The following is a 24,960-nucleotide window of genomic DNA, read 5'->3' as shown; positions in this document are numbered from 1 at the left end:
GGATGGCCAAACTCGTTGAGCCCCAATACAGGCCCGGACCCAACTCACGTCAATTCAACGATCCTGGTCTTTGTTTCTTTTGGTACTTGCGGCGCGAAAAGCAGGAGCATTCCCGGCCATACCAGCAGCAGGCGAACCTTGTCGCATGCTGTAAAAATTCGTGTATTCCAGATACGCCAACGCGGGAGCAAGCTCCCGCGCGGCGACATCCTACCAGTCACCGCCGCAAGGCAGTCAACCGGCCGACCAACAACTTACTTGTGGTCTTTGACTTCTTCGAACTCGGCATCGACAACATCGTCAGCCTTTTCAGCTTTCTCGTCGTGCGGTGCCGCGCCTTCAGCAGGCTGAGCCTGTTCGGCGTACATCTTCTGAGCAACCGGAGCCGAGACTTTCGACAGCTCTTCGATCTTCGCTTCGATGGCAGCCTTGTCGTCGCCTTTCACAGCGGCTTCCAGTGCAACCACAGCGGCTTCGATCGCGGTCTTCTCTTCAGCGCTGACCTTGTCGCCCGCTTCGGTAACCATTTTGCGAGTCGAGTGAACCAGTGCATCACCCTTGTTACGGGATTCAGCCAGTTCAGCGAACTTGCGGTCTTCCTCGGCGTTCAGCTCGGCATCGCGAACCATCTTCTGAATTTCTTCATCCGACAGACCGGAGTTGGCCTTGATGGTGATCTTCTGCTCTTTACCGGTCGCCTTGTCTTTCGCACCAACGTGCAGAATGCCATTAGCGTCGATGTCGAAGGTCACTTCGATCTGTGGCACGCCACGTGGAGCTGGTGGAATGTCGGCCAGGTCGAACTTGCCCAGGGACTTGTTCTGTGCGGCTTGCTTACGCTCACCTTGCAGAACGTGAATGGTCACAGCGCCCTGGTTGTCGTCGGCAGTCGAGAAGACTTGCGATTTCTTGGTAGGAATCGTGGTGTTTTTCTCGATCAGCGCGGTCATCACGCCACCCATGGTTTCGATACCCAGGGTCAGCGGGCTGACGTCGAGCAGCAGAACGTCTTTCACGTCACCGGCCAGAACGGCGCCCTGAATCGCAGCACCCATGGCAACCGCTTCGTCCGGGTTCACGTCTTTACGAGCTTCTTTACCGAAGAAGTCGGTCACCAGCTTCTGCACCAGCGGCATACGGGTCTGACCGCCGACCAGAATCACGTCGTTGATCGCGCCAACGTCGATACCGGCGTCTTTCATGGCGATGCGGCAAGGTTCGATGGTGCGCTGAACCAGGTCTTCAACCAGAGCTTCGAGCTTGGCACGCGAAATCTTCACGTTCAGGTGCTTAGGACCGGTGGCGTCTGCAGTGATGTACGGCAGGTTGACGTCGGTCGACTGCGCGGACGACAGCTCGATCTTGGCTTTCTCAGCGGCTTCTTTCAGGCGCTGCATGGCCAGCGGGTCACCTTTGAGGTTCATGCCGCTTTCTTTCTTGAATTCGTCAACGAGGTAGTCGATCAGACGAATGTCGAAGTCTTCACCGCCGAGGAAGGTGTCACCGTTGGTGGCCAACACTTCGAACTGGTGCTCGCCGTCAACTTCAGCGATCTCGATCACGGAAACGTCGAAAGTACCGCCACCCAGGTCGTAAACGATCACGGTGTGATCGCCCTTGGCCTTGTCCATACCGTAAGCCAGAGCAGCTGCGGTTGGTTCGTTGATGATACGTTTAACGTCCAGACCGGCAATGCGGCCGGCGTCTTTGGTCGCCTGACGCTGGCTGTCGTTGAAGTAGGCCGGAACGGTGATCACCGCTTCGGTCACAGGCTCGCCGAGGTAGTCTTCGGCGGTCTTCTTCATCTTCTTCAGAATTTCAGCCGAGATTTGTGGCGGCGCCATTTTCTGGCCGTTCACTTCAACCCAGGCGTCGCCGTTGTCAGCCTTGGCGATTTTGTACGGGACCATCTTGATGTCTTTCTGTACGACTTCTTCGTCGAACTTGCGACCGATCAGACGCTTCACCGCGTACAGGGTGTTGTGCGGGTTGGTCACTGCCTGACGCTTGGCCGACTGACCAACGAGGATTTCACCATCGTTGGCGTAAGCGATGATCGACGGCGTGGTACGCGCGCCTTCGGCGTTTTCGATAACTTTGGCTACGCCGTTTTCCAGCACGGAGACGCAGGAGTTGGTAGTCCCCAGGTCGATACCGATAATTTTGCCCATGTTCACTCTCCCGAAACTTTGGATTTTGTTGCCGCAGCAGTGGTGGCTAACTGCGGTAATACTTAAACGCTTGACTTCTAAATGGGGGCCTTGCGGCTAATTTCAAGCCTTCTCGTCAATCGAAGGCGAAATTGGCGCCGGCGCCTTGCTGACCACAACCATGGCCGGACGCAACAGGCGGCCATTGAGCTGGTAGCCCTTCTGGAACACCTTCAGAACGCTGTTCGGTTCGACGTCGGCGCTTTCCTGCATGGCCATCGCCTGATGGTGAACGGCATTGAACGGTTCGCCATGCGGATCGATCGCTTCAAGCTGGTAACGCTTGAGGGTGTCGTGGAACATTTTCAGGGTCAGCTCGATGCCTTCGCGCATCGGACGGATGCTTTCGTCGTCCGGGCTCGACAGTTCGAGACCACGCTCCAGGCTGTCGACGATCGGCAGCAAGTCACCGGCGAATTTTTCCAGCGCAAACTTGTGCGCCTTCTCGACATCCTGCTCGGCACGGCGGCGGACGTTCTGCAGATCGGCAGCTACGCGCAGCGACTGATCCTGCGCGGCGGCCAACTGCTCTTCGAGCACTTGTACACGGGTCGCCAGGTCGTCACCCAAAGTTTCGGGCGCCTGATTGGCTTCTGGATTTTGCGTATCTACTGTCTGTTCGTCAGCCATAGAATTCTCCTTTCAATTACGTCCGCGAGCTGTACTCGCGCTTCTGCCCCGATATATGGGGCCGCAAAATCAGGCTTCAAGGGCCTGCAATGATTAACCCTACAAAAAAGTGCTGCATTGTCATTCCCGCTCGGACTAAGCATTTGATCGGATCAAGCAAATCGAGCTAAGCGAGGGCATTGTCAGCCTGAAACAAAACACTGTATAAATAACCAGACCTAAAGCCTGGGAGCGGCCTTTATGCTGGTGCACCTGTCCGTACACAACTACGCCATCGTTGAACATCTCGATCTCGAACTCGATCGCGGGATGAGCGTGATCACAGGGGAAACCGGCGCCGGCAAGTCGATCATGCTCGACGCCCTGGGCCTGACCCTGGGCGATCGCGCCGACAGCGGCGTGGTTCGCCCAGGCGCCGACAAGGCCGACATTCTGGCCACCTTCGATCTGGTCGACATTCCCGAAGCCCATGCCTGGCTGGCCGAACGCGATCTCGAAAACGACGGCCCATGCATCCTGCGTCGGGTGATCACCGCTGAAGGCCGTTCGCGTGGCTATATCAATGGCACGCCCTGCCCGCTCGGCGATCTCAAGGCTCTCGGCGAACTGCTGATCGATATCCACAGCCAGCACGAACACCAGTCCCTGCTGAAAACCGATACCCATCGCCGCCTGCTCGATGAATACGCCGGTGCCACCGATCTGGCCCGCCAGGTTCAACTGGCTGCGCAGCGCTGGCGCCAGACTCGCCAGGAGCTGGAGCGCCTCTCCAACTCCGGCGACGAACAACGCGCGCGCCACCAACTACTCAGCTACCAGCTCGAAGAACTGGAAAACCTCGGCCTCGGCGAAAACGAGCTGGAACAGCTGGAGCAGGAACACAAAAACCTGACCAATGCCGAAACCCTGCTCGGCATCTGCCGACAGGTGGTCGAGCAGTGCAGCGAAAGCGATTCCGGCAACGTACTGAATGCACTGACCGCCAGCCTCAACCGTCTGTCGAGCGTGAACAACTCGGTGGGCGCACTGGGCGAAGCCAGCAGCCTGCTGACCAGCGCGCAGATCCAGGTCGAAGAAGCCGTGGGCGAACTCAATCGCTTCCTCGACAACTTCGATGCCGATCCGGCGCGCCTGCAGTATCTGGAAGAACGCCTCGACGCAATTTACACCATGGCCCGCAAGCACCGGATCCAGCCAACCGAAGTCGCCGAGATGCAGCAGAAGTTGCTGGATGAGATCGAAACCCTTAACGCCAACGACGAATCTATCGAGCGCCTGGGTGAAGAACTGGCGTCCTACGCACGCCATTATCAAGAGAAGGCCCGAGAGCTGAGCGACTTGCGTCACCAGGCCGCCGGCAGCCTTGCCAGCGCCGTGGAGCAGGAAATCCAGCGCTTGGGCATGCCGGGCGGGCGCTTCACCATTGAATTGCGCGCCAATAGCAGCGACGAACTGCTGCCCAATGGTCTGGAACAGGTTGAACTGCTGGTCAGCGCCAACCCCGGCCAGCCACTGAAGGCGCTGGCCAAAGTGGCCTCCGGCGGCGAGCTGTCGCGGATCAGTCTGGCGATTCAGGTGATCACCGCGCAGACCTCACGGGTACCAACCCTGGTATTCGACGAAGTGGACGTGGGTATCGGCGGGCCGACCGCCGAAATCGTCGGCCAGTTGTTGCGACGTCTTGGCGATCGCGGGCAGGTACTGACCGTGACGCACTTGCCGCAAGTGGCAGCGCAGGGTCATCAGCATTTGTTCGTGCACAAGGTGCGTGGTGAACAGGCGACTCACACCGCCGTGTCCAAGCTGAGCAAGAACGACCGTATAGAAGAAGTGGCGCGGATGCTGGGCGGCATCGACCTGACCAAAGAGTCTCTGGCTCACGCAAAAAAAATGGTGGTTACCGCAAAAGTATAAGAGCAGCAGAAAGCACGAAGGCGACCCTTGGGTCGCCTTCGTTCGTTTCGCGAACCTGAAATTCGCGCGACATGCTTACTTTTTCTTGCGTACGTACAGCACCAGATTGTGATCTACCAGATCAACACCGTGCTCCTCGGCAATTGCCTTCTGGAGCTTTTCGATTTCCGGACTGACGAATTCGACGACTTCACCGGTTTCCACGTTGACCATGTGGTCGTGGTGGCCACCGTCGGCCAATTCGAATACCGCGTGGCCACCGTCGAAGTTGTGACGGACCACGAGGCCAGCGGCTTCGAACTGGGTCAGAACACGGTAAACCGTGGCCAGACCGACGTCCTCGCCCGCTTCCATCAACGCCTTGTAGACGTCTTCGGCACTCATGTGACGCTGCTCGGTAGAGTCGAGCATTTGCAGGATCTTGACCCGTGGCAGGGTCACTTTAAGGCCGGCTTTGCGTAGTTCGCTATTTTCAACCATGGTCAGCTTTCTCGCGATGCTGCTTCGCAGCTTCTCTTAATGCGGGTATGATCGGCGTTTACGTTGTCCCAGCCAAGATAGTGGAAGTCGCCCACCGATGCAAAACACCAAGCTCTTGCTAACCAGTTTCACCTTTGTGGGACTGCTCGCACTCGCCGGTTGTTCATTCCCCGGGGTTTACAAAATCGACATCCAGCAGGGCAATGTCGTCACGCAGGACATGATAGACCAGTTACGCCCGGGAATGACCCGTCGGCAAGTACGGTTTATCATGGGTAACCCTCTGCTGACCGACACGTTCCATGCCGATCGCTGGGATTATCTGTACAGCCTGCAACCTGGTGGCGGTGAACGCCAACAGGAACGCGTGAGTGTTAACTTCAACTCCAACGACCAGCTTGTCAGCCTGTCCGGTGACTTCATGCCGGGCGTGAGCCGTGACGAAGCCATTCTCGGCAAGGACAGTGGCACCAGCGTGACCGCCCCTGCTGAAAACGCCGAGAAGCCGAAGCCGGAACAACCAGCCAAACCAGGCTCCTTGCTGGATTCGATCCAGAAGGACGTGGACGGTGTTGAAACCGTTCCGGTTCCGACGCCCGAACCGCTGGACACCTCGCCGCAGTAATGTGCGAGGCAATAAAAAACCCGGAATTTCCGGGTTTTTTATTGCCTGCGATTTGGCCCATCTACTGATTTCGCGCTTTCGCCTCGGCAGCCTTGGCCGCGCGCAGACGCCGCACCTCTTTCGGGTCAGCCAGCAATGGTCGGTAGATCTCGATGCGATCCCCCGCCTGAATCAGGCGAACCTGCGAATCCGCGATCACTTTGCCGAAGATACCCAACGGGCACTCGCTCAAGTCCAGCTCCGGAAATTCATCGCCAATACCTGACTTGAGCACCGTCTCACGCACTGTCGTCCCTTCAGGAACGCTCAAAGTGCGCAAGATCTGACGATCCACGGCGGCATACACCACCTCAATCTCGATCACCGACTCAACCATGCATCTGCTTGGCGCGCTGGCAGAACGCATCCACCAACGTATTCGCCGCCTGATTGAACAGCGGGCCGAGTGTCGCGCGCACCAGCGGGCCGGCGTAGTCGAAAGACAGGTCAAGACTGATCTTGCAGGCCTTCTCGTTCAACGCCTTGAAGACCCAGACGCCATGCAGTTGGTTGAACGGGCCTTCTTCCAGGTTCATCTCGATCGATTGCCCCGGCACCAGCGTATTGCGAGTGACGAAGTGCTGACTGAGGCCACCCTTGGCCACGCCAACGCTGGCACGCATGTGCTCGGGCGAACTCTCCAGCACCTCGGCGGACGAGCACCACGGCAGGAATTCCGGGTAACGCGCGACGTCGTTGACCAGGTCGTAGAGGAATTGCGCCGGGTATGGCAGCAACGCCGAACGTTGAATATGTGTCGTCATGTAAGCGTTACTTCCAGAGCTGAGCGGCAAACACTACCAGAATGCCGATGGGCGCCACGTAGCGCATCAAGAACAGGGACAGGGCAAACAGCGCCGGGTTACGAATCGACAACTCGTCACGCACCGCCTCACGCCCCATCACCCAACCGGCAAACAGCACGAAGCACAAGCCACCGAGCGGCAACATGATCCGCGAGGTGAAGAAATCAATCACGCCGAAGAAGTCCAGACCGCCTGCCGCCCCCCATTGGTAGAGGTGAAACAGCCCGCCATCGTTCACGAAAAATTTGGCTTCCTTCCAGATATTGAAGGAGAAAACCGTACCCAGACCGACGAACCAGCAAATGAATGCCAGCCAGAAAGTCACCCAGCCACGGCTGATTTTCGTGCGTTCAACCAAATAGGCAACCATCGGTTCGAGCAGGGAAATCGCCGAGCTCCAGGCGGCAATTGCCACCAGGACAAAGAACACCACGCCCATCAACTGGCCGAAAACCACGTTACCGAAGGCAAATGGCAGACTGACGAACATCAGGCCTGGACCTTCGCTAGGGTTCAAACCGCCAGCAAACACAATCGGAAACAATGCCAGACCGGCCACCAGCGACACGAAGGTGTCGAGCAGTGCCACACCGACCACCGTCCCGGACAACGAGGCTTCCTTGGTCATGTAAGCGCCGTAGATCATGATCGATCCGACGCCCACGCTCAGGGAAAAGAACGCATGGCCCATGGCGGGCAGCAAGCCGTCGAGGACTTTTTCCGGGTGGAAATCGAACATGAAATGCACGCCTTCCATGAAATGCCCGGTGGTCATGCTGTAACCCAGCAACACCAGCACCATCACGAACAGCAGCGGCATCATGATCCGCAGACTGCGCTCAAGCCCGGCAACCACGCCTTTGGCGATCACCACGGCCGACAACAGCATGAAAACTGTGTGCCAAAGTGTCAGGCGCCAGGGATTGGAGATGACATTGCCGAAATAAGCGCCGACCTGCTCCGCCGTAGCGCCCTGGAAGTCGCCGCGCCCCATGTCGATGATGTAATCCAGCGACCAGCCGCCAACCACACTATAGAAAGACAGGATCAGCAACGCCGTGATCATCCCGGCAAATGCGCCCCACGACCACTTGCCCGAATGCCCGGCTTCCAGCGCCAGCACCTTCAGGGCGTTCGCCGGACTCTGCCGTGCGCGGCGGCCGATCAGGGTTTCAGCCAGCATGACCGGGATCCCGATCAGGGCGATGCAGGCCAGAAACATCAGCACGAAGGCGCCGCCGCCGTAGACCCCGACCATGTAGGGGAATTTCCAGATGCTGCCCAGTCCCACGGCCGAACCGGTCGCGGCGAATATGAAAACCCAGCGGCTAGCCCAACTGCCGTGGACAGAAACCTTGTCTGTCGACATTGAATATCACGCCCAAGCGTTAGAAAAAGAGGCCGCATTGTCCGGGATTCACTCAACGTGCTCAAGCACGCAGCATCACCGTAGCCGAGGACCGTTTATCTCCATATAATGCCGCCCCTATGGCTAAACAGAAGAAACACCCAACAGGGACCATCGCGCAGAACAAAAAGGCGCGACACGATTACTTCATCGAACATCGTTTCGAGGCTGGTCTGGTCCTGGCCGGCTGGGAAGTAAAAAGTCTGCGGGCAAGCAAGCTGCAACTGGTCGACAGTTACGTGCTGCTCAAGGATGGCGAAGCCTGGCTCCTCGGCAGTCACATCACGCCGTTGATGACCGCCAGCACCCACGTCATCGCCGATCCGACCCGCACCCGCAAACTGCTGCTCAACAAGCGCGAGCTGGAAAAACTCGCCGCTGCCGTGCAACAGAAAGGCTACGCCTGCGTGTGCCTGTCCTTCTACTGGAGCAAGCACATGGTCAAGTGCGAAATTGCTCTGGGCAAGGGCAAGAAGGAATACGACAAGCGTGACACCGAGCGCGAACGCGACGCTGGTCGAGAGCTGCAGCGCGCCGTGCGCAACAAGGGCAAGGAAGAATAATTTTCCTGCTTTAAAAGATCGCAGCCTGGGGCAGCTCCTACACAGGAATGAGAATTTCCCTGTAAGAGCTGCCGAAGGCTGCGATCTTTTTGCCTCTAAAAGCTACATTCCCTTGCGCCGCTCCGCCCGAGCCATGCGCTGAACTTCCTGCCGTACCTCCTCCAGCACTTCCTGCACATACAGAATGTGCCGACTGGAAACCTCCCGCGCCTGCTCCGCACGCCCCTCGATAATCGCCAGATACAGCTCCCGGTGCTGAGAGATCAGCATGTCGCGGGTTTCCGTGCGCTGCTTGTACATGCCGCCAATGTTGGTCACCACGTTGCGCTTGAGCAGATCGAACAACCCGCGAATGGTGTGCAGCAGCACTGCGTTGTGGCTGGCTTCGGCGATCGCCAGATGAAACTTCGCATCCGCCGCGCCCTCTTCCGCCCGGCTCACTTCGTCATGCCGCGTATAGCAATCCTGCAACTCATTGAACGCAGCAGTCAGACGCTCACGATCCACATCCGTGGCGCGCAATGCTGCGTAATAGGCGCACGATGCCTCCAGAGTGTGCCGAAACTCCAGCAAGTCGCGCTGCGCCTCGGGATTGCTCTCCAGCAGCAATAGCAGAGGATCACTGAAGGTCGAGCCGAGCGTTTCCACCACATAATTGCCGCCGCCCTGGCGACTGACCAGCAAGCCCTTGGCCGCCAGTTTCTGAATCGCTTCGCGCAACGACGGACGCGACACGCCGAACTGCTCGGCCAAGGCGCGCTCGGCCGGAAGCCGCTCACCGGACTTCAGCGTGCCCTCGAGAATCATCCCCTCGAGGCGCTCGACAATATCGTCAGACAAACGGCGCTGACGAATCTGATCAAACCCCATAACTCAATTCTCCACGATCCCGACCGCTCGCCGGGCTCTCTATTCTGGCCTATCGGCGCCCCGCCGACACCTGTCAGCGCACATTCGCCCGACCGGATCAGATGCCCTCTGCACCGCTTATTCGACAAAAGTTTCAGGGCGACAAATTGACACACCGACATCAAGGCTTTTACCCTAGCCAACAGCGATTGTAAATTGGTATTACCAATTAACCAAGAACGCTGATAGTGCCTGACCAACAACAATTAGGGGCCACCCCATATGCAAACCTGGCAACAGCTCTATACCCCGCTCGGCAGTCTCGGCGTCTCCGCTCTTGCGGCCGTCATCCCCATCGTTTTCTTCTTTCTCGCGCTGGCGGTGTTCCGCCTCAAGGGTCACGTGGCCGGCAGCATCACGCTGGCCCTATCGATTGCCGTGGCGATTTTCGCCTTCCACATGCCGGTCGACATGGCCTTCGCCGCTGCTGGATACGGCTTTGCCTATGGTCTGTGGCCGATTGCCTGGATCATTGTCGCGGCGGTGTTCCTCTACAAACTGACGGTCAAGAGTGGTCAGTTCGAGGTCATTCGCAGTTCGGTGCTGTCGATCACCGACGACCAGCGTCTGCAGGTGCTGCTGATCGGTTTCTGCTTCGGTGCATTTCTTGAAGGTGCCGCCGGCTTCGGCGCGCCAGTGGCGATTACCGCCGCGCTGCTGGTCGGTCTCGGCTTCAACCCGCTGTACGCCGCCGGCCTGTGCCTGATTGCCAACACCGCGCCAGTGGCGTTTGGCGCACTGGGCATTCCAATCATTGTTGCCGGGCAAGTGACCGGCATCGACGCGTTCAAGATCGGCGCCATGACCGGCCGCCAACTGCCACTGCTGTCGCTGTTCGTGCCGTTCTGGCTGGTGTTCATGATGGACGGCCTGCGTGGCGTGCGTGAAACCTGGCCGGCAGCACTGGTCGCAGGCCTGAGTTTCGCCGTGACCCAGTACTTCACTTCGAACTTCATCGGCCCGGAGCTGCCGGACATCACCTCGGCCCTGGCCAGCCTGATTTCCCTGACCCTGTTCCTCAAAGTCTGGCAGCCAAAACGCGCCGCCGGCCAACACATCGCTGGCGCCGTTTCGGCCTCGGCAGTAACCGCCAGCGCAGGTGGTTTCGGCCAGAAACGCAGCACCGTGGCGTCGCCTTACAGCCTCTGGGAAATTTTCATTGCCTGGTCGCCATTCCTGATCCTCACCGTGCTGGTAACCATCTGGACCCTCAAGCCGTTCAAGGCCATGTTTGCCGCCGGCGGTTCGATGTACGCCTGGGTGTTCAACTTTGCCATCCCGCACCTTGACCAACTGGTGATCAAGACTGCTCCGATCGTCGCCACCCCGACCGCCATCCCGGCCGTGTTCAAACTCGACCCGATTTCCGCGACCGGTACCGCGATTTTCTTCTCGGCGCTGATCTCGATGCTGGTATTGAAGATCAACTTCAAAACTGGTCTGACCACTTTGAAAGAGACCTTCTACGAACTGCGCTGGCCGATTCTGTCGATCGGCATGGTGCTGGCCTTCGCTTTCGTCACCAACTACTCGGGCATGTCTTCGACCATGGCGCTGGTCCTGGCCGCGACCGGCGCAGCCTTCCCGTTCTTCTCGCCGTTCCTCGGCTGGCTGGGCGTGTTCCTCACCGGCTCGGATACCTCTTCCAACGCCCTGTTCAGTTCGCTGCAGGCGACCACCGCACACCAGATCGGCGTCAATGACACCCTGCTAGTAGCCGCCAATACCAGCGGCGGTGTGACCGGCAAGATGATCTCGCCACAATCGATCGCCGTGGCCTGCGCCGCGACCGGGTTGGTGGGTAAGGAATCGGATCTGTTCCGCTTCACTCTCAAGCACAGCCTATTCTTTGCCACGATTGTCGGCCTGATCACTCTGGCCCAGGCTTACTGGTTCACCGGCATGCTGGTGCACTAAACCTATAAACAAAACGGAAATAACCGACGCCGGCTGGTGATTCCGGCGTCAGCAATTCACACCCCGGTCTGTAAGGCTGCTGAAAGCAAGGCTCTTTATATTCAGCAGTCTCAACAGACGGATAACCGGGCCCACCCGGAGACACGCCTGATGAGCGAGCTTTTTTACAACGCTGTGCCCAACGCCACCCGCGTCGCACCGCCACTGCCCGAACCTCGGCAGTACCCCAGCGAGAAACCGTCGCGGGTCTATCTGTTCGGCACGTGCGTGGTCGACCTGTTCTACCCCGAAGCCGGGATGGACGCGATCCACTTGCTCGAGCGTGAAGGGATCGAGGTCGAGTACCCGCAAGGGCAGAGCTGCTGCGGGCAACCGGCCTACACCTCGGGTTACACCGAGCAGGCGCGTACGGTGGCGCGTTCGCAACTGGCGCTGTTTGCCGGGGATTATCCGGTGGTGGTGCCGTCGGGTTCCTGCGCCGGCATGCTGCGCGAGCACTATGCCGACTTGTTCAAGGACGAGCCGCAAACGTTGAAACAGGTGCAGGCACTCGCGGCCCGCACCTATGAGCTGGCCGAGTTCCTGCTGTTCGTCTGCAAGGTGCAGCTCAAGGACAGCGGCGAACCGGTCAAAGTCGCGCTGCACACCTCGTGTTCGGCACGCCGCGAGATGAACACCCACTTGCACGGCCGCGAGTTGTTGGCGCAGTTGAGCAACGTGGAACGGGTCAACCACGACCACGAAAGCGAATGCTGTGGCTTCGGTGGGACATTCAGCGTCCGTATGCCAGACATTTCCGGCGCGATGGTGGCGGACAAGACCCGCGCGTTGAAGGATTCCGGCGCGCACAAAGTGTTGAGCGCCGACTGCGGCTGTTTGATGAACATCAACGGCGCATTGGAGAAACAAAAGGAAGCGCTGCGCGGGCAACATCTGGCCAGCTTTCTGTGGCAACGAACCGGAGGTGCGCAATGAGCACCTCGACGATTATTCCTACGGTCGCCGTAGAAGAAGACTTCCGCACCCGGGCGCACAACGCCTTGGGCGATCAGCAGCTACGGAACAACTTCCGCACTGCGATGGATTCACTGATGACCAAGCGGGCAGCGGCTTTCAGCGATGCCCACGAAAGAGAACATTTGCGCGCCCTGGGCAACTCGATCAGGGCGCGTGCGCTCTCCAAGTTGCCCGACCTGCTCGAGCAACTGGAACAGAACCTGACCCGCAACGGTGTGACAGTGCACTGGGCGGAAACGGTGGACGAGGCCAATGGCATCGTCCTTTCGATCATCCGCGCTCACGAGGCGCGGCAAGTGATCAAGGGCAAATCGATGGTCAGCGAAGAGATGGAGATGAACCATTTCCTCGAGGCTCAAGGTGTTGAATGCCTGGAGTCCGACATGGGGGAATACATCGTCCAGCTCGACCACGAGAAGCCTTCACACATCATTATGCCGGCGATCCACAAGAATGCCGGTCAGGTCGCGTCCTTGTTCCACGACAAACTTGGCGTGGAGTACACCAAGGACGTTGACCAACTCATTCAGATCGGTCGCAGAGTCCTGCGGCAGAAATTCTTCGAAGCGGACATCGGCGTTTCCGGCGTCAACTTCGCCGTGGCCGAAACCGGCACCCTGCTGCTGGTGGAAAACGAAGGCAACGGACGCATGACCACCACCGTGCCGCCGGTGCACATCGCCGTCACCGGCATCGAAAAGGTCGTGGAAAACCTGCGCGACGTGGTGCCGCTGTTGTCGCTGCTGACCCGCTCGGCGCTGGGCATTCCGATCACCACCTACGTCAACATGATCTCCGGCCCGCGCAAGGAACATGAACTCGACGGCCCGCAAGAAGTGCATCTGGTGCTGCTCGATAACGGTCGCAGCCAGGCCTTCGCCGACAGCGAACTACGCCAGACCCTGAACTGCATCCGCTGCGGTGCCTGCATGAACCATTGCCCGGTTTACACCCGCGTCGGTGGTCACACCTACGGCGAGGTGTACCCAGGACCGATCGGCAAAATTATCACGCCGCACATGGTCGGTCTGGCGAAAGTCCCGGATCATCCGAGCGCTTCGTCGTTGTGCGGTGCCTGCGGTGAAGTGTGCCCGGTGAAAATTCCGATCCCTGCCCTGCTGCGGCGATTGCGCGAAGAAAACGTCAAAGCCCCGGACAGTCCGCATCAAGTGATGCGCGGTCAGGGCAGCAAGTATTCGCGCAAGGAACGTTTCATCTGGAACGCCTGGGCGAAACTCAACAGCTCGCCGACGCTGTATCGGCTGTTCGGGTTCTTCGCCACGCGCCTGCGTGCGTTAACGCCGAGCAATGTCGGCCCGTGGACACAAAACCACAGCGCACCAAAACCCGCCGCCCGCTCACTGCACGACATGGCCCGCGAGCATCTGGGCAAACAGGGAGACCGCTGATGAGCGCCAAGCAAAATATCCTCGCCAAGCTACGGAAAAGTCTGACCGGCACCACACCGATTGCCGACGACTTCGACGTCGATCTGGTGACCCAGCCTTACACCTACAGCGCCGAGCAACGCATCCCGCAGCTGCGCAAACTGATGGAAGCGGTACACACCGAGATCCATCTGACTACCGGCGCAGACTGGCCGACGCTGCTCGCGCAATTGCTGCGTGACCGGCAGCTACCGAGCCTGCTGATCGCACCGACTACGCCTCACGGGCAGCGCATCTCACAACACTGGGCGAACAATCCTGATCTGCCGACACTGAAATCCTACAACCGGCCGATGGAAGAATGGAAAGCCGAGCTGTTCAACGACACCCCGGCCAGCCTCACTGGCACTCTCGGCGCCATCGCCGCGACCGGCAGCCTGATTCTCTGGCCCACTCGTGAAGAGCCGCGATTGATGAGCCTGGTGCCGCCGGTGCATTTCGCCCTGCTCAAGGCCAGCGAAATCCGCGACAACTTCTATCAAGTGCAACAGGAATTCGAGTGGGCCCAAGGCATGCCGACCAACGCGCTGCTGGTGTCCGGCCCGTCGAAAACTGCCGACATCGAACAAGTACTGGCCTACGGCGCCCACGGCCCGAAAGACCTTGTGGTGCTGATCCTGGAGGACCAATGACGCTTCCAGTGAATTTCCTGCGCGACGCGCAGCAACTGATTCCAGCGGATCGCCGCTTCGACGATCCGCTGTCGACCTTGGCCTTCGGCACCGACGCCAGTTTTTATCGGCTGATTCCCAAACTGGTGATCCGCGTCGAGTCCGAAGATGAAGTGGTAGCGCTGTTGAAACTGGCCCAGCGCGATCAAGTCCCGGTGACCTTCCGCGCCGCTGGCACCAGTTTGTCCGGGCAGGCGATCAGCGATTCGGTGCTGATTGTGCTGGGGGATAACTGGAACGCTCGCGAGATTCGCGACCAAGGCATGCAAATCCGCCTGCAGCCGGGCGTGATCGGCGCGCAGGCCAACGCATGGCTGGCACCGTTCGGGCGCAAGATCGGTCCGGACCCGGCGTCGATCAACGCCTGCAAGATCGGCGGCATCGTCGCCAACAACGCCAGCGGCATGTGCTGCGGCACCGCGCAAAACACCTACCACACCCTGGCCGGGATCCGTCTGGTACTCGCCGACGGCACCCGTCTCGACACCGAAGACGCCGCCAGCGTCGCCGCTTTTCGCGTAAGCCACGAAGATCTGCTGGAGCGCCTGGCAACATTGGGCCGCGAGACCCGCGCCAATGCCGAACTGGCTGCGCGAATCCGCCACAAATATCGTCTGAAAAATACCACCGGTCTGTCACTCAACGCCCTGGTGGATTTCGACGAGCCTGTGGATATCTTGAGCCACTTGCTGGTCGGTTCCGAAGGCACCCTTGGCTTCATCAGCGCGGTGACCTATGACACGGTGATCGACCATCCGAACAAGGCGTCGGCGCTGATCGTGTTCCCGGATGTGGAAACCTGCTGCAACGCGGTCACCGTGCTGAAAAGCCAACCGGTGTCGGCAGTGGAATTGCTCGATCGGCGCAGTCTGCGTTCGGTGCAGGACAAACCGGGCATGCCGGATTTCGTACAGCAGCTGTCGAATAATGCCTGCGCGCTGCTGATCGAATCCCGCGCCGCCTCTTCCTCTTTGCTACAGGAACAACTGGCGCAGATCATGGCTTCGCTGACCCGTTTCCCGGTGGAAAAACAGGTCGATTTCACTGAAGACCCGGCCGAGAACGCCAAACTCTGGGCCATCCGCAAGGACACCTTTCCGGCCGTCGGCGCCGTGCGCAAAACCGGCACCACGGTGATCATCGAAGACGTGACCTTCCCGGTCGAGCAACTGGCCATCGGCGTCAATCGCCTGATCGAACTGTTCGACAAACATGACTACGACGAAGCGATCCTTTTCGGACACGCTCTGGAGGGTAATCTGCACTTCGTTTTCACCCAAGGCTTCAACAGTCCGGAAGAAGTCGCACGCTATCAGGCGTTCATGGACGACGTGGCGCAACTGGTGGCGGTGGAATTCGGCGGTTCGCTCAAGGCCGAACACGGCACCGGGCGCAACATGGCACCGTTCGTTGAGCTGGAATGGGGCAGCGATGCCTATCAGTTGATGTGGCAGCTCAAACGTCTGCTCGACCCCAACGGCATCCTCAACCCCGACGTGGTGCTCAGCGAAGATCCGCAGATCCACCTCAAACACCTGAAGCCGCTGCCGGCGGCTGACGAGATTGTCGATAAATGCATCGAGTGCGGCTTCTGCGAACCGGTCTGCCCGTCGAAAGGTCTGACCCTCAGCCCGCGCCAGCGCATCGTGATCTGGCGTGACATTGAAGCGAAGAAACGCGCCGGCGTTGACACCACCGAGCTGGAACAAGCCTACGAGTACCAAGGCATTGAAACCTGCGCCGCGACAGGCTTGTGCGCGCAGCGTTGCCCCGTAGGCATCAATACCGGCGAACTGGTGAAAAAGCTCCGCGCCCGTAACGCCACGCATCAGAAAACCGCTGACTGGATCGAAGGAAATTTCGCCAAGACCCTGCAAGGCGCACGCTTCACCCTGCACGTGGCCAACGGCGCACGGATGTTGCTTGGCGCACCGCGCCTGGCGAAGCTGTCGGCAACCCTGACGCGTTTGTCCAAAGGCCAGGTGCCGCTGTGGACCAACGCGATGCCGCAACCGGAAAAAGCCATTCGCTTCAGCCCGAGCGTGTCCGACGAACGCCCACGCGTTGTGTATCTGGCCGCCTGTGTTTCACGGGTGATGGGCCCGGCAGCGGGCGACAACGAGCAGATGTCGCTGTACGACAAGACCCGTGGCCTGCTGGAAAAGGCCGGTTACCAAGTGGTATTCCCGGACAATCAGGACAACCTCTGCTGCGGTCAGCCGTTTGCTTCCAAAGGCTACGCCGAACAGGCCGAGCACAAGCGTCAGGAGTTGATCAGCGCGCTGCTGCACGCCAGTCGCGGTGGACTCGATCCGATCTATTGCGACACCAGCCCGTGCACCTTGCGCCTGGTGCAGGACGTGGGAAATGTTCGCCTGGATCTGTATGACCCGGTGCGCTTCATCCGTACGCATCTTCTCGATCGACTGGAGTTCACCCCGCAAGAAGCACCGATTGCAGTTCATGTGACCTGCAGCACCCAGCATCTGGGCGAAAGCCAGGCGCTGATCGAACTGGCACGCAAATGCAGCAAAACCGTGGTGATTCCGGAAGGTATTCATTGTTGCGGGTTTGCCGGTGACAAGGGTTTCACCACGCCGGAGCTGAACAGCCACTCGCTGCGCACACTCAAGGACGCGGTGCAACATTGCAACGAGGGGATTTCCACCAGCCGCACCTGTGAGATCGGCCTGACGCAGCACGGCGGCATCGACTATCACGGACTGGTCTATCTGGTGGATCGGGTCACTCGAGCGAAGGCCTGCTAAAAGAAAGTTAGAACCCTTGAGCGAGGCGGTAGTCCACAGAACAAGCCCCCGAACACGCGGGGCTTTTCCTCCTTTCGCTGGCCTGCTCTGACGGTCAGCGAGAGTCTGGATTCCTCAGTGCAAGGAGATACTCATGAAGCATTCTGTACTGTTTGGTCTGTTCGTTACTGCCTCGATGATGGCTTCTACTTCGTTCGCCGATGGCAAACCTGCCGACTTGTGCGAGGCGAATCTGCAAAAGATCGAAAGCGCCAAGACGCAATATCAGACGTCGCCGGATCTGAATTCGCGCGTCTCGGCAAGCGTCAGTAAAGCCCAGGCCCTCAAGGCTCAGGGCAGGATTGACGACTGCCTGGCGGAAACCCAGCAAACCCTTCTGGTAATCCAGAACTCGACGGGGGATACCAAGAAATAAACCTCGGGACGACCAGTCTTCAGGTGGCGTGATGCAGCGCGGTTCGGGTTGACGGGCCACGATGTAAAAAAAACCGAATTCCTGCGTGCGGCCGCGGTCGATTGAACAGGCCCACTACCAAACACGGCCTGTTACGACCTCGGCATCGCCGCCAGACCGTCCGGCAGCACCGAGACCAACCGTTCAAGGAGATACCCATGAAGCATTCTGCAATTGCTGGATTGTTCATCGCTGGTGCCCTGCTGACGTCGCCGGTGTTTGCGGCAGACAAAGACCTTTGTGCCGGGAATCTTCAAACCATCAAAGACTTCGTTACCAGTCAGCCGTCAATTCCCGAGACGTCCATGAACAACGTCAAGGAAGCGCAGAAAAAAGCTGAAGACGCGCAGGCGGCCGGCAATGACAAGGATTGCGTTGAGGTCACCTCTTCCTTGATAACCAAAATGCAAATCCGCAATCCAACGCGCAATTGATATGCCACGAGGCCAACCTTCGGGTTGGCCTCGCCGGCCGTTTGGCGTACACTGCGCAGGCTTGTTGCCTCACCTGATGTACGAGGCAATGAGTTCGGGGCCGATTAGGATTCGACGCCGGTGACGAAACTTTAGGTGCATGCCGACTTGGTAACAGAAGTCGTAAATCCACTGTTGCAACTTCTTATAGTTGCCAATGACGACCAATACGGTGCTGCTCTCGCTGCTTAATTGCAGCTGACATGCACTCCTGGTGCCTTCGGGCCCAGCAATCATCAGGGGATGTCTGTAAACCCGAAATGATTGTCATATAGAACAGAATCGCCGTGCAGTACGTTGTGGACGAAGCGGCTAAAACTTACACAACTCGCCCAAAGCACCCTGCCCGTCGGGTCGCTGAGGGTTAACTTAATAGACACGGCTACGCATGTAGTACCGACAGCGGAGCACTGGCGGACGGGGGTTCAAATCCCCCCGGCTCCACCAACTTCACATCTAAAGACGTCCACGGACGTCTTTTTTTGTGCCTGAAATCTAGTAAAATCAAGGCTTTAGGGTCTGCCTGCGTCCATGGACGTCCGGCACAATCCACGACATCGGGTATTCCAGATGGTATTCCAAGCCCTTCAGTGGTAATTTTTGGAATACCAATTGATGTCATGGAACACCTCATGTGCGCCCAAGCCACCCGCCTCTCTGACCGCCAACTCAAAGCGGTAAAGCCGAAAGACAAGGACTACGTCCTCAGTGATGGAGACGGTCTACAGCTGCGCGTGAGGGCCAATGGCTCTACGCTATGGAACTTCAACTACCGGCAGCCGATTACAAAAAACCGCATCAATATGGGCCTTGGCACCTACCCAGAACTCTCGCTCGCTCAAGCCAGGAAGAAAACGGTCGAAGCCAGAGAACTTCTCGCTCAGGGCATCGACCCGAAAGAACAACGTAGCGAGCTGGCGCAGACAAAAAGGCAGGCAACCGAGCACACATTCGAGAACGTGGCGTCTGCCTGGTTTGAACTGAAAAAGGATTCTGTAACTCAGGCTTATGCCGAGGACATCTGGCGCTCGCTCACGCTGCATGTCTTTCCATCGCTGGGAACAATACCTATCTCGCAGATCAATGCCCCGATGGTCATCGAGCTGCTGCGCCCTTTGGAAACCAAAGGCAGCCTGGAGACAGTGAAGCGACTGACCCAACGACTCAACGAGATCATGACCTACGGCGTGAACTCAGGAATGATCTTTGCCAATCCCCTCAGCGGCATCCGGGCCGTTTTCAAGAAGCCGAAAAAGCAAAACATGGCCGCCCTCCGTCCCGAAGAGCTGCCAGAGCTGATGGTTGCCGTCGCCAATGCGAGCATAAAAAGAACCACACGCTGCCTGATAGAATGGCAACTCCACACCATGACCCGCCCTGCGGAAGCCGCTACGACATCCTGGGCTGACATCGACCTCGACAAGAAAACCTGGACGATCCCAGCGGAACGTATGAAGAAGCGACGTGCTCACGTCATACCACTGACCGAACACGCGCTTGCTCTGCTTGAGACTATCAAACCCTATAGCGGCCATAGAGAGTACGTGTTCCCTGCTGACAGAGACCCACGTACCCACTGCAACAGCCAGACCGCCAACATGGCGCTGAAACGGATGGGATTCGAAGGGCGCCTGGTAAGTCATGGCATGCGCTCAATGGCGAGCACTATCCTCAACGAGCACGGCTGGGATCCTGAATTGATCGAGGTTGCGCTTGCCCACGTTGATAAAGATGAGGTACGCAGCGCCTACAACCGAGCAGATTACATCGAACGCAGACGCCCAATGATGGCTTGGTGGAGCGAGCACATCCAGGAAGCGGCGACAGGCAGCCTATCGGTCTCAGCTATTAAGGAAAGCAGGGCCAGAAAAGTCGTTTCTATTCGCTGATATAGGGTCCGGTATCGGACAAAACCAACGGTTCTCGGGCGCGGAGAGCGTCATTGCTCCGACACCTCGTTGTTAGGTCTCTACATTGAATTTCATCGTTGCATACATCTTCTCGAGCCATGGCCCAACGATGCGCTCAGCCACGTCCCAATGGTCTTCACGAAGCATCGAGTACTTCACATCCAAGTGAATCTCCTGATCAAAGGGGAAGACCGTTTGCGTCTCTAACCAACAATTAGGTGCATGTCCTGCGGTAACGCCAGCAATATTGCTTCACTCTGAACGGCCATGAAAATTGGCGCGACCATTGGTACCGTCGGCGGTGCCGCCCGAGGCTTCAGCGCAACTCTAGCAAGTGGGCCGGATGGTGAGCTCATCGGCGATGTCGGCGGCTGTGCGCGCAGCGCCCAACTGGGCGAGTCGCTCGAACACCACGTTCTGGCTATACGGCTAAAGAGGTAAGTAGACATACCTTTTTTAGCCGTTAGTTGAGCTCATGCCGTGCACTGCGCCGAGTTCTGAGCGATATGCAACATGCGCCTGGATTCCAACTCTTCGAAATAAGTGCTCGCCACCACGTTAAAGTTTTTTCTCTGACGGCCGATGTCCAGATGCCAGCATTGTACCAATGACGCGGGTGATTCACTGAGCTAGCAAGGACGATAAGGTGCTCAACCTGCCCGCACTACGCCTCCTTACTTGCCCTCAGTTTGCCACGTTGATTGGGGTGCACCTGCCTGAACACAACTTGCGCAGCCCATGAATTTGGATAGCCAACAGATCGCTGCAGAAAATCGAGCCCATTTAGTCAGATAGGAAGACACCATGACTGCAGCTGAAGACCTCTCCGAAGGCCTCTATCTTAAACTTATCGATCACATCAGCACCTTGCTCAAAGCCTTGGCACGGGGTGCCGACGATCCAAGCCTAGCCTCGGCCCAAGCAGAAGCGCAGAGCAAACTGCAGGAAATCGAACAAGCGCTGACCAACGCAATCAACGAGCTAAAGGACAACGCCGAACACAAAACCTTCACCGTTGCGTTCTATGGCGAAACCAACGCTGGCAAGTCGACGCTGATCGAAACCTTGCGCATCTTGCTCAGGGAAAACACCAAACGAGAACAACGTCATCGCTTCCTCGCCTTGCAGCAGCAGTCGGGGTTGAGCGAAGAGGCGTTGCAGGCACTGGAAACCGAAATCGAGTCGCTGGACGGTCGCCTGGCCCAGGCCGAAAGTGAACCGGCCGCCGCCGATGCTCGACATGACCAGCGCCAAGTCGAACAGCAGTTGCAAGAAGACGCCCTGCGCGCGCGTATCGAGGAACAGAAACGAAGCGCTGGTCTGATCCAGCGCATTATCAACCTGCTGCGCAAGCTTCCCGAAGAAATCGCTTTGGTGCAGTTGCAGGCCGGCACCTCCGTGCTGCCCATGCAGCGTGAAACCGAACTGACCAGGCTGCGTCAGCAGAGCGAAGATATTCAGTCCCGGCTAGGCGAAACCCGTCAGCGTCACGCAACGGCACTGGATAGTCTCCAGCAACTGGCGGCCTTCGAAGACGGCAGCATCATCGGTGATGGCCGCGCTGACTTCACCCGTCAAACTCAAGCGTATGCCTTTGATTCAGAAGGGCAGCATTTTCAGTTGCTCGATGTTCCTGGCATCGAGGGTGACGAGAGCAAGGTCAGTGAGCAGATAAACAACGCGGTCAAGCGTGCCCATGCGGTGTTCTACGTAACGTCCAAAGCGGCACCTCCGCAGACCGGTGATGCCGGCCGTCCTGGCACCCTGGAAAAAATCAAGGCGCAACTGGGTGCGCAGACGGAAGTCTGGACGCTCTACAACAAACGCATCACCAACCCCATGGCTTTGCAAAAACCCGCCCTGATCAGCCCTGACGAGCAGGCCAGCCTGGATGATCTGGACCAGATCATGCGCAAGCAACTGGGCGAGCATTACCAGCGCAGTATGACCCTCTGTGCCCTGCCCGCGTTCTATGCAGCAGCCGATTGCCTGGTGCCACGCTCCACGATAGCGATCAGCCGCAAGAAATTCCTCGATGCCATGGCGCCAGATGCGCTGTTGGAAAAATCCGGCGTCAAGCAATTCTATCGACACCTGACCCGAGACCTGGTCACAAACGTGAAGGCCAAAATACGCCGCTCGAACATGAACAAGGTTCAACTCGCGGTAACCGACGTTTGCTCAGAAGTGAAAGCCATCCAGGTAGCGCAGTTCGCCCCACTGGCCAAAAAACTGCACGAGGAAGCCGAGAACGCCTGCCACCAGCTGCAAATTGCGTTCAAGTCCCTCAACAGCCGCCTGAACAATGCGGGCGAGCAGGCCATCGGCGAATTTGAAGATGCCGTGCGCAAGCGCGTTTACGACCGCATCGATGACGACATCAGCAACGATGATTTCAAAGCAGTGCTGGAACGGGTACTAAAGAGTGAGCAGTCGACACTGCAAGACAAACTGCCGGCAACACTCGACAAGCAGGTTGATCAGTTCCAGAAGAATGTCAGCGAAATTGTCCAGCGTTTCGAATCGCATGCCAAAGACCTGTTGGCCGGCTACTCACAGATCGGTAAGGCACGTCTGGCCGGAGACTTCAGCCTGAACGTGAGTATCGACAACGGGATCAACGTCGTGGGTTTACTGGCCAGTCTGGCCGGTGGTGCAGTGATGATCTGGAACCCCGTGGGCTGGGTGCTGATGACCATTGGCGTGGCGACGCTACTAGTCGGTCTCGCGAAGGCCGTGTGGAGCTTTTTTGACAGTGACTACAAGAAAGGCCAACAGCGCAAAGCCACCGACAACAACCTCGACAGCGCTTGCGAGGCCATCCGCGACGGTTTCCGCGAAACCCTCGCGCAGGCGCTGCCGCCACTGGAAGAGAAAATCGAACAGATCCGTACCGTTCTGCAGAAGCCCGCCCTGCAAGCACGGCACATCAACCAAAAACTCGACGCTGCCCACCTCGGCCTGAAAAAGATCGCCAGCGACCTCAAAGCATAAGGAACTGCACCATGAATTCGACCCTTGAGCTCTTTCTGAATCAAAACAACAAGGCTCTGGCACTGCTGGACAAACTGCGTGTATTCCTCGAGCAAGGTGCTGCACTGGGCGTCAACATCGACCCGACACTGCTGAGCAAACTCGAACATGCCAGCCAGAACCTGGCCAAAGACAAGCTCAAAATTGCCTTGATCGGCGGTTTCTCTGAAGGCAAGACGTCCATCGCTGCGGCCTGGATGGAACGTCTCGACAAATCCAGCATGAATATCAGTCAGCAGGAGTCATCGAACGAGGTGAAAGTCTACGAAGTGGATGACAACTTCGTGCTGATCGACACTCCCGGGCTATTTGGTTTCAAGGAACAGTACAACGCCGATATCAATGCGATGGAGAAGTACAAGGACATCACGCGCAAATACGTCAGCGAAGCCCACCTGGTGCTGTACGTGATGAACTCAACCAACCCGATCAAGGACAGCCATAAAGATGACCTGAACTGGCTGTTCCGCACGCTCGACCTGCTGCCGCGCACCGTATTCGTATTGAGCCGTTTCGACGAAGTGGCCGACGTGGAGGATGAGGCGAGCTACGCGCAGCACCTGCAGGTCAAACGCAACAACGTCGAAAGCCGGCTTCGCGAGTCCATCGACGCCAGCGACGCGGAGGTGGCTACGCTGAGTATCGTCGCGGTGGCTGCGAACCCGTTCGACATGGGGACTGACTATTGGCTCGAACGCCTTGGCCAGTTCAAGACGCTGTCGCACATCGCCAGCCTGCAACAGGCCACGGCGAGCAAGATTCAGTCCAGTGGCGGCCCTGCGGCGATTGTCGATCAAGCGCGCAAGAGCGTGATCCTCGACGTGCTGCATAAGGAACTGCCGGTGGCGGTGGAAAACGATCAGCGCCTGGGCGATGAAGTCGAGCGCCTAAGTAGCGTCAGCCGCACGCTCAGTCGTCAGCTCGTCGGCGCCAAGAGTCAAATAGGCGAGGTGCGTATCGGCCTGCGTGATTTTGTCTCACGCTATTTCTCCGGGCTGATCATGCGTACGGAGGGACTGACCCAGGAAACCTTCAAGGAGTTCTTCGAGCGTGAGATTGGGCGTGATGGCGTCATGGTGACCACGCGCCTGCAGAACGAATTCGATCGTCAACTCAACGGAGTGAGCCAGGAACTCAGCCGCATGCGCCTCAGCTTTGACTCCGAGATCGATCACTTCAACACCAACGTGATCAACCTGGGCAAGCAAGGCGTGAACTATGTGATCAAGGGCAACCTGATCAACAACGGCAGCATTTTGGCTGCCCGCGATGGCATCGTTAACGTGGCCAAGACCCTCGGCGTGGATCTGGGCAAGGCACTGAAATTCAAGCCTTGGGGCGCGATTAACCTGGCGAAAAACCTCAACGGCATCCTGTCGGTTGCAGGCTTGGCGCTGGAAGCCTGGGACAGCTATGAACGCAAGAAACGCGAAGATCAGTTCAGACAGGCTATCGCAGAGATGGTGGACAACTTCAACAACCAGCGTGAAGAACTGTTAACCATGATTCAAGACGTCTCGTTCGAGGAGCGCTTCTTCCCCGATTACGCCTCACTTGATGCCAATGCCGCAGACGTTCAGGTCGCCATCGATACGCAGAAAAGGTTGCGTGAACAATTCAAGGAATGGCGCCAAAGCGGGGAGTTGATAGAAGCCGAATTCACCCGGATCGAGGGCTAAGATCAT

20 protein-coding genes and 1 other RNA gene are annotated in these 24,960 nt (G+C 58.1%); 14 read left to right on the top strand and 7 right to left on the bottom strand.

Going from position 1 to position 24,960, the window contains the following annotated elements; translation table 11 throughout:
• Nucleotides 1-254: 254 nt before the first annotated feature.
• Nucleotides 255-2,171: a molecular chaperone DnaK gene (gene dnaK / locus QMX91_RS02585; RefSeq protein ID WP_003221521.1), complete on the bottom strand. Its 1,917-nt coding sequence runs from the start codon at nt 2,169-2,171 to the stop codon at nt 255-257.
• A 102-nt stretch (nt 2,172-2,273) separates the two neighbouring features.
• Nucleotides 2,274-2,840, bottom strand: coding sequence for a nucleotide exchange factor GrpE (gene grpE / locus QMX91_RS02580; protein WP_210559117.1), 567 nt, complete (start codon nt 2,838-2,840; stop codon nt 2,274-2,276).
• A gap of 240 nt (nt 2,841-3,080) precedes the next feature.
• Here grpE and recN point away from each other — a divergent pair, with 240 nt between their 5' ends.
• Entirely contained in the window at nt 3,081-4,754 is a 1,674-nt protein-coding gene (recN, locus tag QMX91_RS02575) for a DNA repair protein RecN (protein ID WP_282412197.1), read from the top strand.
• A gap of 75 nt (nt 4,755-4,829) precedes the next feature.
• Here recN and fur read toward each other — a convergent pair whose 3' ends face one another.
• Complete coding sequence (fur, locus tag QMX91_RS02570; protein WP_003221515.1) at nt 4,830-5,234, bottom strand: ferric iron uptake transcriptional regulator; 405 nt, start codon at nt 5,232-5,234, stop codon at nt 4,830-4,832.
• Between the two features lie 97 nt (nt 5,235-5,331).
• On the opposite strand from fur, the gene QMX91_RS02565 reads away from it, so the two are divergent.
• Nucleotides 5,332-5,859, top strand: a complete 528-nt coding sequence (locus QMX91_RS02565) for an outer membrane protein assembly factor BamE (protein WP_027610774.1) — start codon at nt 5,332-5,334, stop codon at nt 5,857-5,859.
• 61 nt (nt 5,860-5,920) lie between these two features.
• Here QMX91_RS02565 and QMX91_RS02560 read toward each other — a convergent pair whose 3' ends face one another.
• From QMX91_RS02560 to QMX91_RS02550, 3 genes are read right to left on the bottom strand one after another with little or no spacing between them, the layout of a single operon-like run.
• Nucleotides 5,921-6,235, bottom strand: a complete 315-nt coding sequence (locus QMX91_RS02560) for an RnfH family protein (RefSeq protein ID WP_282412196.1) — start codon at nt 6,233-6,235, stop codon at nt 5,921-5,923.
• On the bottom strand, nt 6,228-6,662 hold the full coding sequence (locus tag QMX91_RS02555) for a type II toxin-antitoxin system RatA family toxin (protein WP_003221509.1): 435 nt from the start codon (nt 6,660-6,662) through the stop codon (nt 6,228-6,230). Before QMX91_RS02555 ends, QMX91_RS02560 begins: the two co-directional genes overlap by 8 nt.
• 7 nt (nt 6,663-6,669) lie before the next feature.
• The gene (locus QMX91_RS02550; protein WP_282412195.1) at nt 6,670-8,073 is read right to left on the bottom strand and encodes a sodium-dependent transporter; all 1,404 of its coding nucleotides are present in this window, start codon (nt 8,071-8,073) and stop codon (nt 6,670-6,672) included.
• Between the two features lie 119 nt (nt 8,074-8,192).
• Between QMX91_RS02550 and smpB the strand changes: the two genes are divergently transcribed.
• Nucleotides 8,193-8,675, top strand: a complete 483-nt coding sequence (smpB, locus tag QMX91_RS02545; RefSeq protein WP_003221505.1) for an SsrA-binding protein SmpB — start codon at nt 8,193-8,195, stop codon at nt 8,673-8,675.
• Nucleotides 8,676-8,777: 102 nt separating this feature from the next.
• On the opposite strand, the gene QMX91_RS02540 is transcribed toward smpB, so the two are convergent.
• A complete protein-coding gene (locus QMX91_RS02540; protein WP_027610772.1) occupies nt 8,778-9,545 on the bottom strand; it encodes a GntR family transcriptional regulator in 768 nt (255 codons plus the stop codon).
• A 261-nt stretch (nt 9,546-9,806) separates the two neighbouring features.
• Here QMX91_RS02540 and QMX91_RS02535 point away from each other — a divergent pair, with 261 nt between their 5' ends.
• The 11 genes from QMX91_RS02535 to QMX91_RS02485 all read left to right on the top strand — a co-directional run bounded on the left by QMX91_RS02535 (nt 9,807) and on the right by QMX91_RS02485 (nt 24,954).
• Nucleotides 9,807-11,501: a lactate permease LctP family transporter gene (locus QMX91_RS02535; RefSeq protein WP_098967142.1), complete on the top strand. Its 1,695-nt coding sequence runs from the start codon at nt 9,807-9,809 to the stop codon at nt 11,499-11,501.
• Between the two features lie 150 nt (nt 11,502-11,651).
• Complete coding sequence (locus QMX91_RS02530) at nt 11,652-12,476, top strand: (Fe-S)-binding protein (protein WP_282412194.1); 825 nt, start codon at nt 11,652-11,654, stop codon at nt 12,474-12,476.
• Nucleotides 12,473-13,927 (top strand): LutB/LldF family L-lactate oxidation iron-sulfur protein, encoded by a 1,455-nt coding sequence (locus tag QMX91_RS02525; protein WP_135294931.1) that lies wholly within the window; start codon nt 12,473-12,475, stop codon nt 13,925-13,927. The genes QMX91_RS02530 and QMX91_RS02525 overlap by 4 nt, the downstream gene beginning before the upstream one ends.
• Complete coding sequence (locus tag QMX91_RS02520; protein ID WP_135294930.1) at nt 13,927-14,598, top strand: lactate utilization protein C; 672 nt, start codon at nt 13,927-13,929, stop codon at nt 14,596-14,598. Before QMX91_RS02525 ends, QMX91_RS02520 begins: the two co-directional genes overlap by 1 nt.
• Nucleotides 14,595-17,405 carry an FAD-binding and (Fe-S)-binding domain-containing protein gene (locus tag QMX91_RS02515; RefSeq protein ID WP_282412193.1) on the top strand — a complete coding sequence of 937 codons (2,811 nt, stop codon included), beginning with the start codon at nt 14,595-14,597 and terminating at the stop codon, nt 17,403-17,405. Before QMX91_RS02520 ends, QMX91_RS02515 begins: the two co-directional genes overlap by 4 nt.
• Before the next feature lie 133 nt (nt 17,406-17,538).
• On the top strand, nt 17,539-17,820 hold the full coding sequence (locus QMX91_RS02510; protein ID WP_027610766.1) for a hypothetical protein: 282 nt from the start codon (nt 17,539-17,541) through the stop codon (nt 17,818-17,820).
• A 197-nt stretch (nt 17,821-18,017) separates the two neighbouring features.
• On the top strand, nt 18,018-18,293 hold the full coding sequence (locus QMX91_RS02505) for a hypothetical protein (RefSeq protein WP_027610765.1): 276 nt from the start codon (nt 18,018-18,020) through the stop codon (nt 18,291-18,293).
• A gap of 96 nt (nt 18,294-18,389) precedes the next feature.
• Nucleotides 18,390-18,779: a transfer-messenger RNA gene (gene ssrA, locus QMX91_RS02500) on the top strand.
• A gap of 185 nt (nt 18,780-18,964) precedes the next feature.
• A complete protein-coding gene (locus QMX91_RS02495; RefSeq protein ID WP_220381822.1) occupies nt 18,965-20,221 on the top strand; it encodes an integrase domain-containing protein in 1,257 nt (418 codons plus the stop codon).
• Between the two features lie 825 nt (nt 20,222-21,046).
• Nucleotides 21,047-23,236, top strand: a complete 2,190-nt coding sequence (locus tag QMX91_RS02490; protein WP_282412192.1) for a hypothetical protein — start codon at nt 21,047-21,049, stop codon at nt 23,234-23,236.
• A gap of 11 nt (nt 23,237-23,247) precedes the next feature.
• On the top strand, nt 23,248-24,954 hold the full coding sequence (locus QMX91_RS02485; RefSeq protein WP_220381824.1) for a LeoA/HP0731 family dynamin-like GTPase: 1,707 nt from the start codon (nt 23,248-23,250) through the stop codon (nt 24,952-24,954).
• The last annotated feature ends 6 nt before the right edge of the window (nt 24,955-24,960 follow it).

This window comes from Pseudomonas sp. PS01299 (assembly GCF_029960145.1).
Classification (GTDB): Bacteria; Pseudomonadota; Gammaproteobacteria; order Pseudomonadales; family Pseudomonadaceae; genus Aquipseudomonas; species Aquipseudomonas putida_A.
This window is presented reverse-complemented; position numbering and strand designations above follow the sequence as displayed.

Excerpts from the sequence above, each read along its gene's own strand:
- QMX91_RS02560 (WP_282412196.1), bottom strand. The coding sequence starts at position 6,235 with ATGGTTGAGTCGGTGATCGAGATTGAGGTGGTGTATGCCGCCGTGGAT.
- QMX91_RS02490 (WP_282412192.1), top strand. The coding sequence starts at position 21,047 with ATGACTGCAGCTGAAGACCTCTCCGAAGGCCTCTATCTTAAACTTATC.
- QMX91_RS02485 (WP_220381824.1), top strand. The coding sequence starts at position 23,248 with ATGAATTCGACCCTTGAGCTCTTTCTGAATCAAAACAACAAGGCTCTG.
- QMX91_RS02525 (WP_135294931.1), top strand. The coding sequence starts at position 12,473 with ATGAGCACCTCGACGATTATTCCTACGGTCGCCGTAGAAGAAGACTTC.
- QMX91_RS02535 (WP_098967142.1), top strand. The coding sequence starts at position 9,807 with ATGCAAACCTGGCAACAGCTCTATACCCCGCTCGGCAGTCTCGGCGTC.
- QMX91_RS02505 (WP_027610765.1), top strand. The coding sequence starts at position 18,018 with ATGAAGCATTCTGCAATTGCTGGATTGTTCATCGCTGGTGCCCTGCTG.
- QMX91_RS02495 (WP_220381822.1), top strand. The coding sequence starts at position 18,965 with ATGTGCGCCCAAGCCACCCGCCTCTCTGACCGCCAACTCAAAGCGGTA.
- QMX91_RS02520 (WP_135294930.1), top strand. The coding sequence starts at position 13,927 with ATGAGCGCCAAGCAAAATATCCTCGCCAAGCTACGGAAAAGTCTGACC.
- grpE (WP_210559117.1), bottom strand. The coding sequence starts at position 2,840 with ATGGCTGACGAACAGACAGTAGATACGCAAAATCCAGAAGCCAATCAG.
- QMX91_RS02565 (WP_027610774.1), top strand. The coding sequence starts at position 5,332 with ATGCAAAACACCAAGCTCTTGCTAACCAGTTTCACCTTTGTGGGACTG.
- recN (WP_282412197.1), top strand. The coding sequence starts at position 3,081 with ATGCTGGTGCACCTGTCCGTACACAACTACGCCATCGTTGAACATCTC.
- dnaK (WP_003221521.1), bottom strand. The coding sequence starts at position 2,171 with ATGGGCAAAATTATCGGTATCGACCTGGGGACTACCAACTCCTGCGTC.
- fur (WP_003221515.1), bottom strand. The coding sequence starts at position 5,234 with ATGGTTGAAAATAGCGAACTACGCAAAGCCGGCCTTAAAGTGACCCTG.
- QMX91_RS02555 (WP_003221509.1), bottom strand. The coding sequence starts at position 6,662 with ATGACGACACATATTCAACGTTCGGCGTTGCTGCCATACCCGGCGCAA.
- QMX91_RS02510 (WP_027610766.1), top strand. The coding sequence starts at position 17,539 with ATGAAGCATTCTGTACTGTTTGGTCTGTTCGTTACTGCCTCGATGATG.
- smpB (WP_003221505.1), top strand. The coding sequence starts at position 8,193 with ATGGCTAAACAGAAGAAACACCCAACAGGGACCATCGCGCAGAACAAA.
- QMX91_RS02530 (WP_282412194.1), top strand. The coding sequence starts at position 11,652 with ATGAGCGAGCTTTTTTACAACGCTGTGCCCAACGCCACCCGCGTCGCA.
- QMX91_RS02550 (WP_282412195.1), bottom strand. The coding sequence starts at position 8,073 with ATGTCGACAGACAAGGTTTCTGTCCACGGCAGTTGGGCTAGCCGCTGG.
- QMX91_RS02540 (WP_027610772.1), bottom strand. The coding sequence starts at position 9,545 with ATGGGGTTTGATCAGATTCGTCAGCGCCGTTTGTCTGACGATATTGTC.
- QMX91_RS02515 (WP_282412193.1), top strand. The coding sequence starts at position 14,595 with ATGACGCTTCCAGTGAATTTCCTGCGCGACGCGCAGCAACTGATTCCA.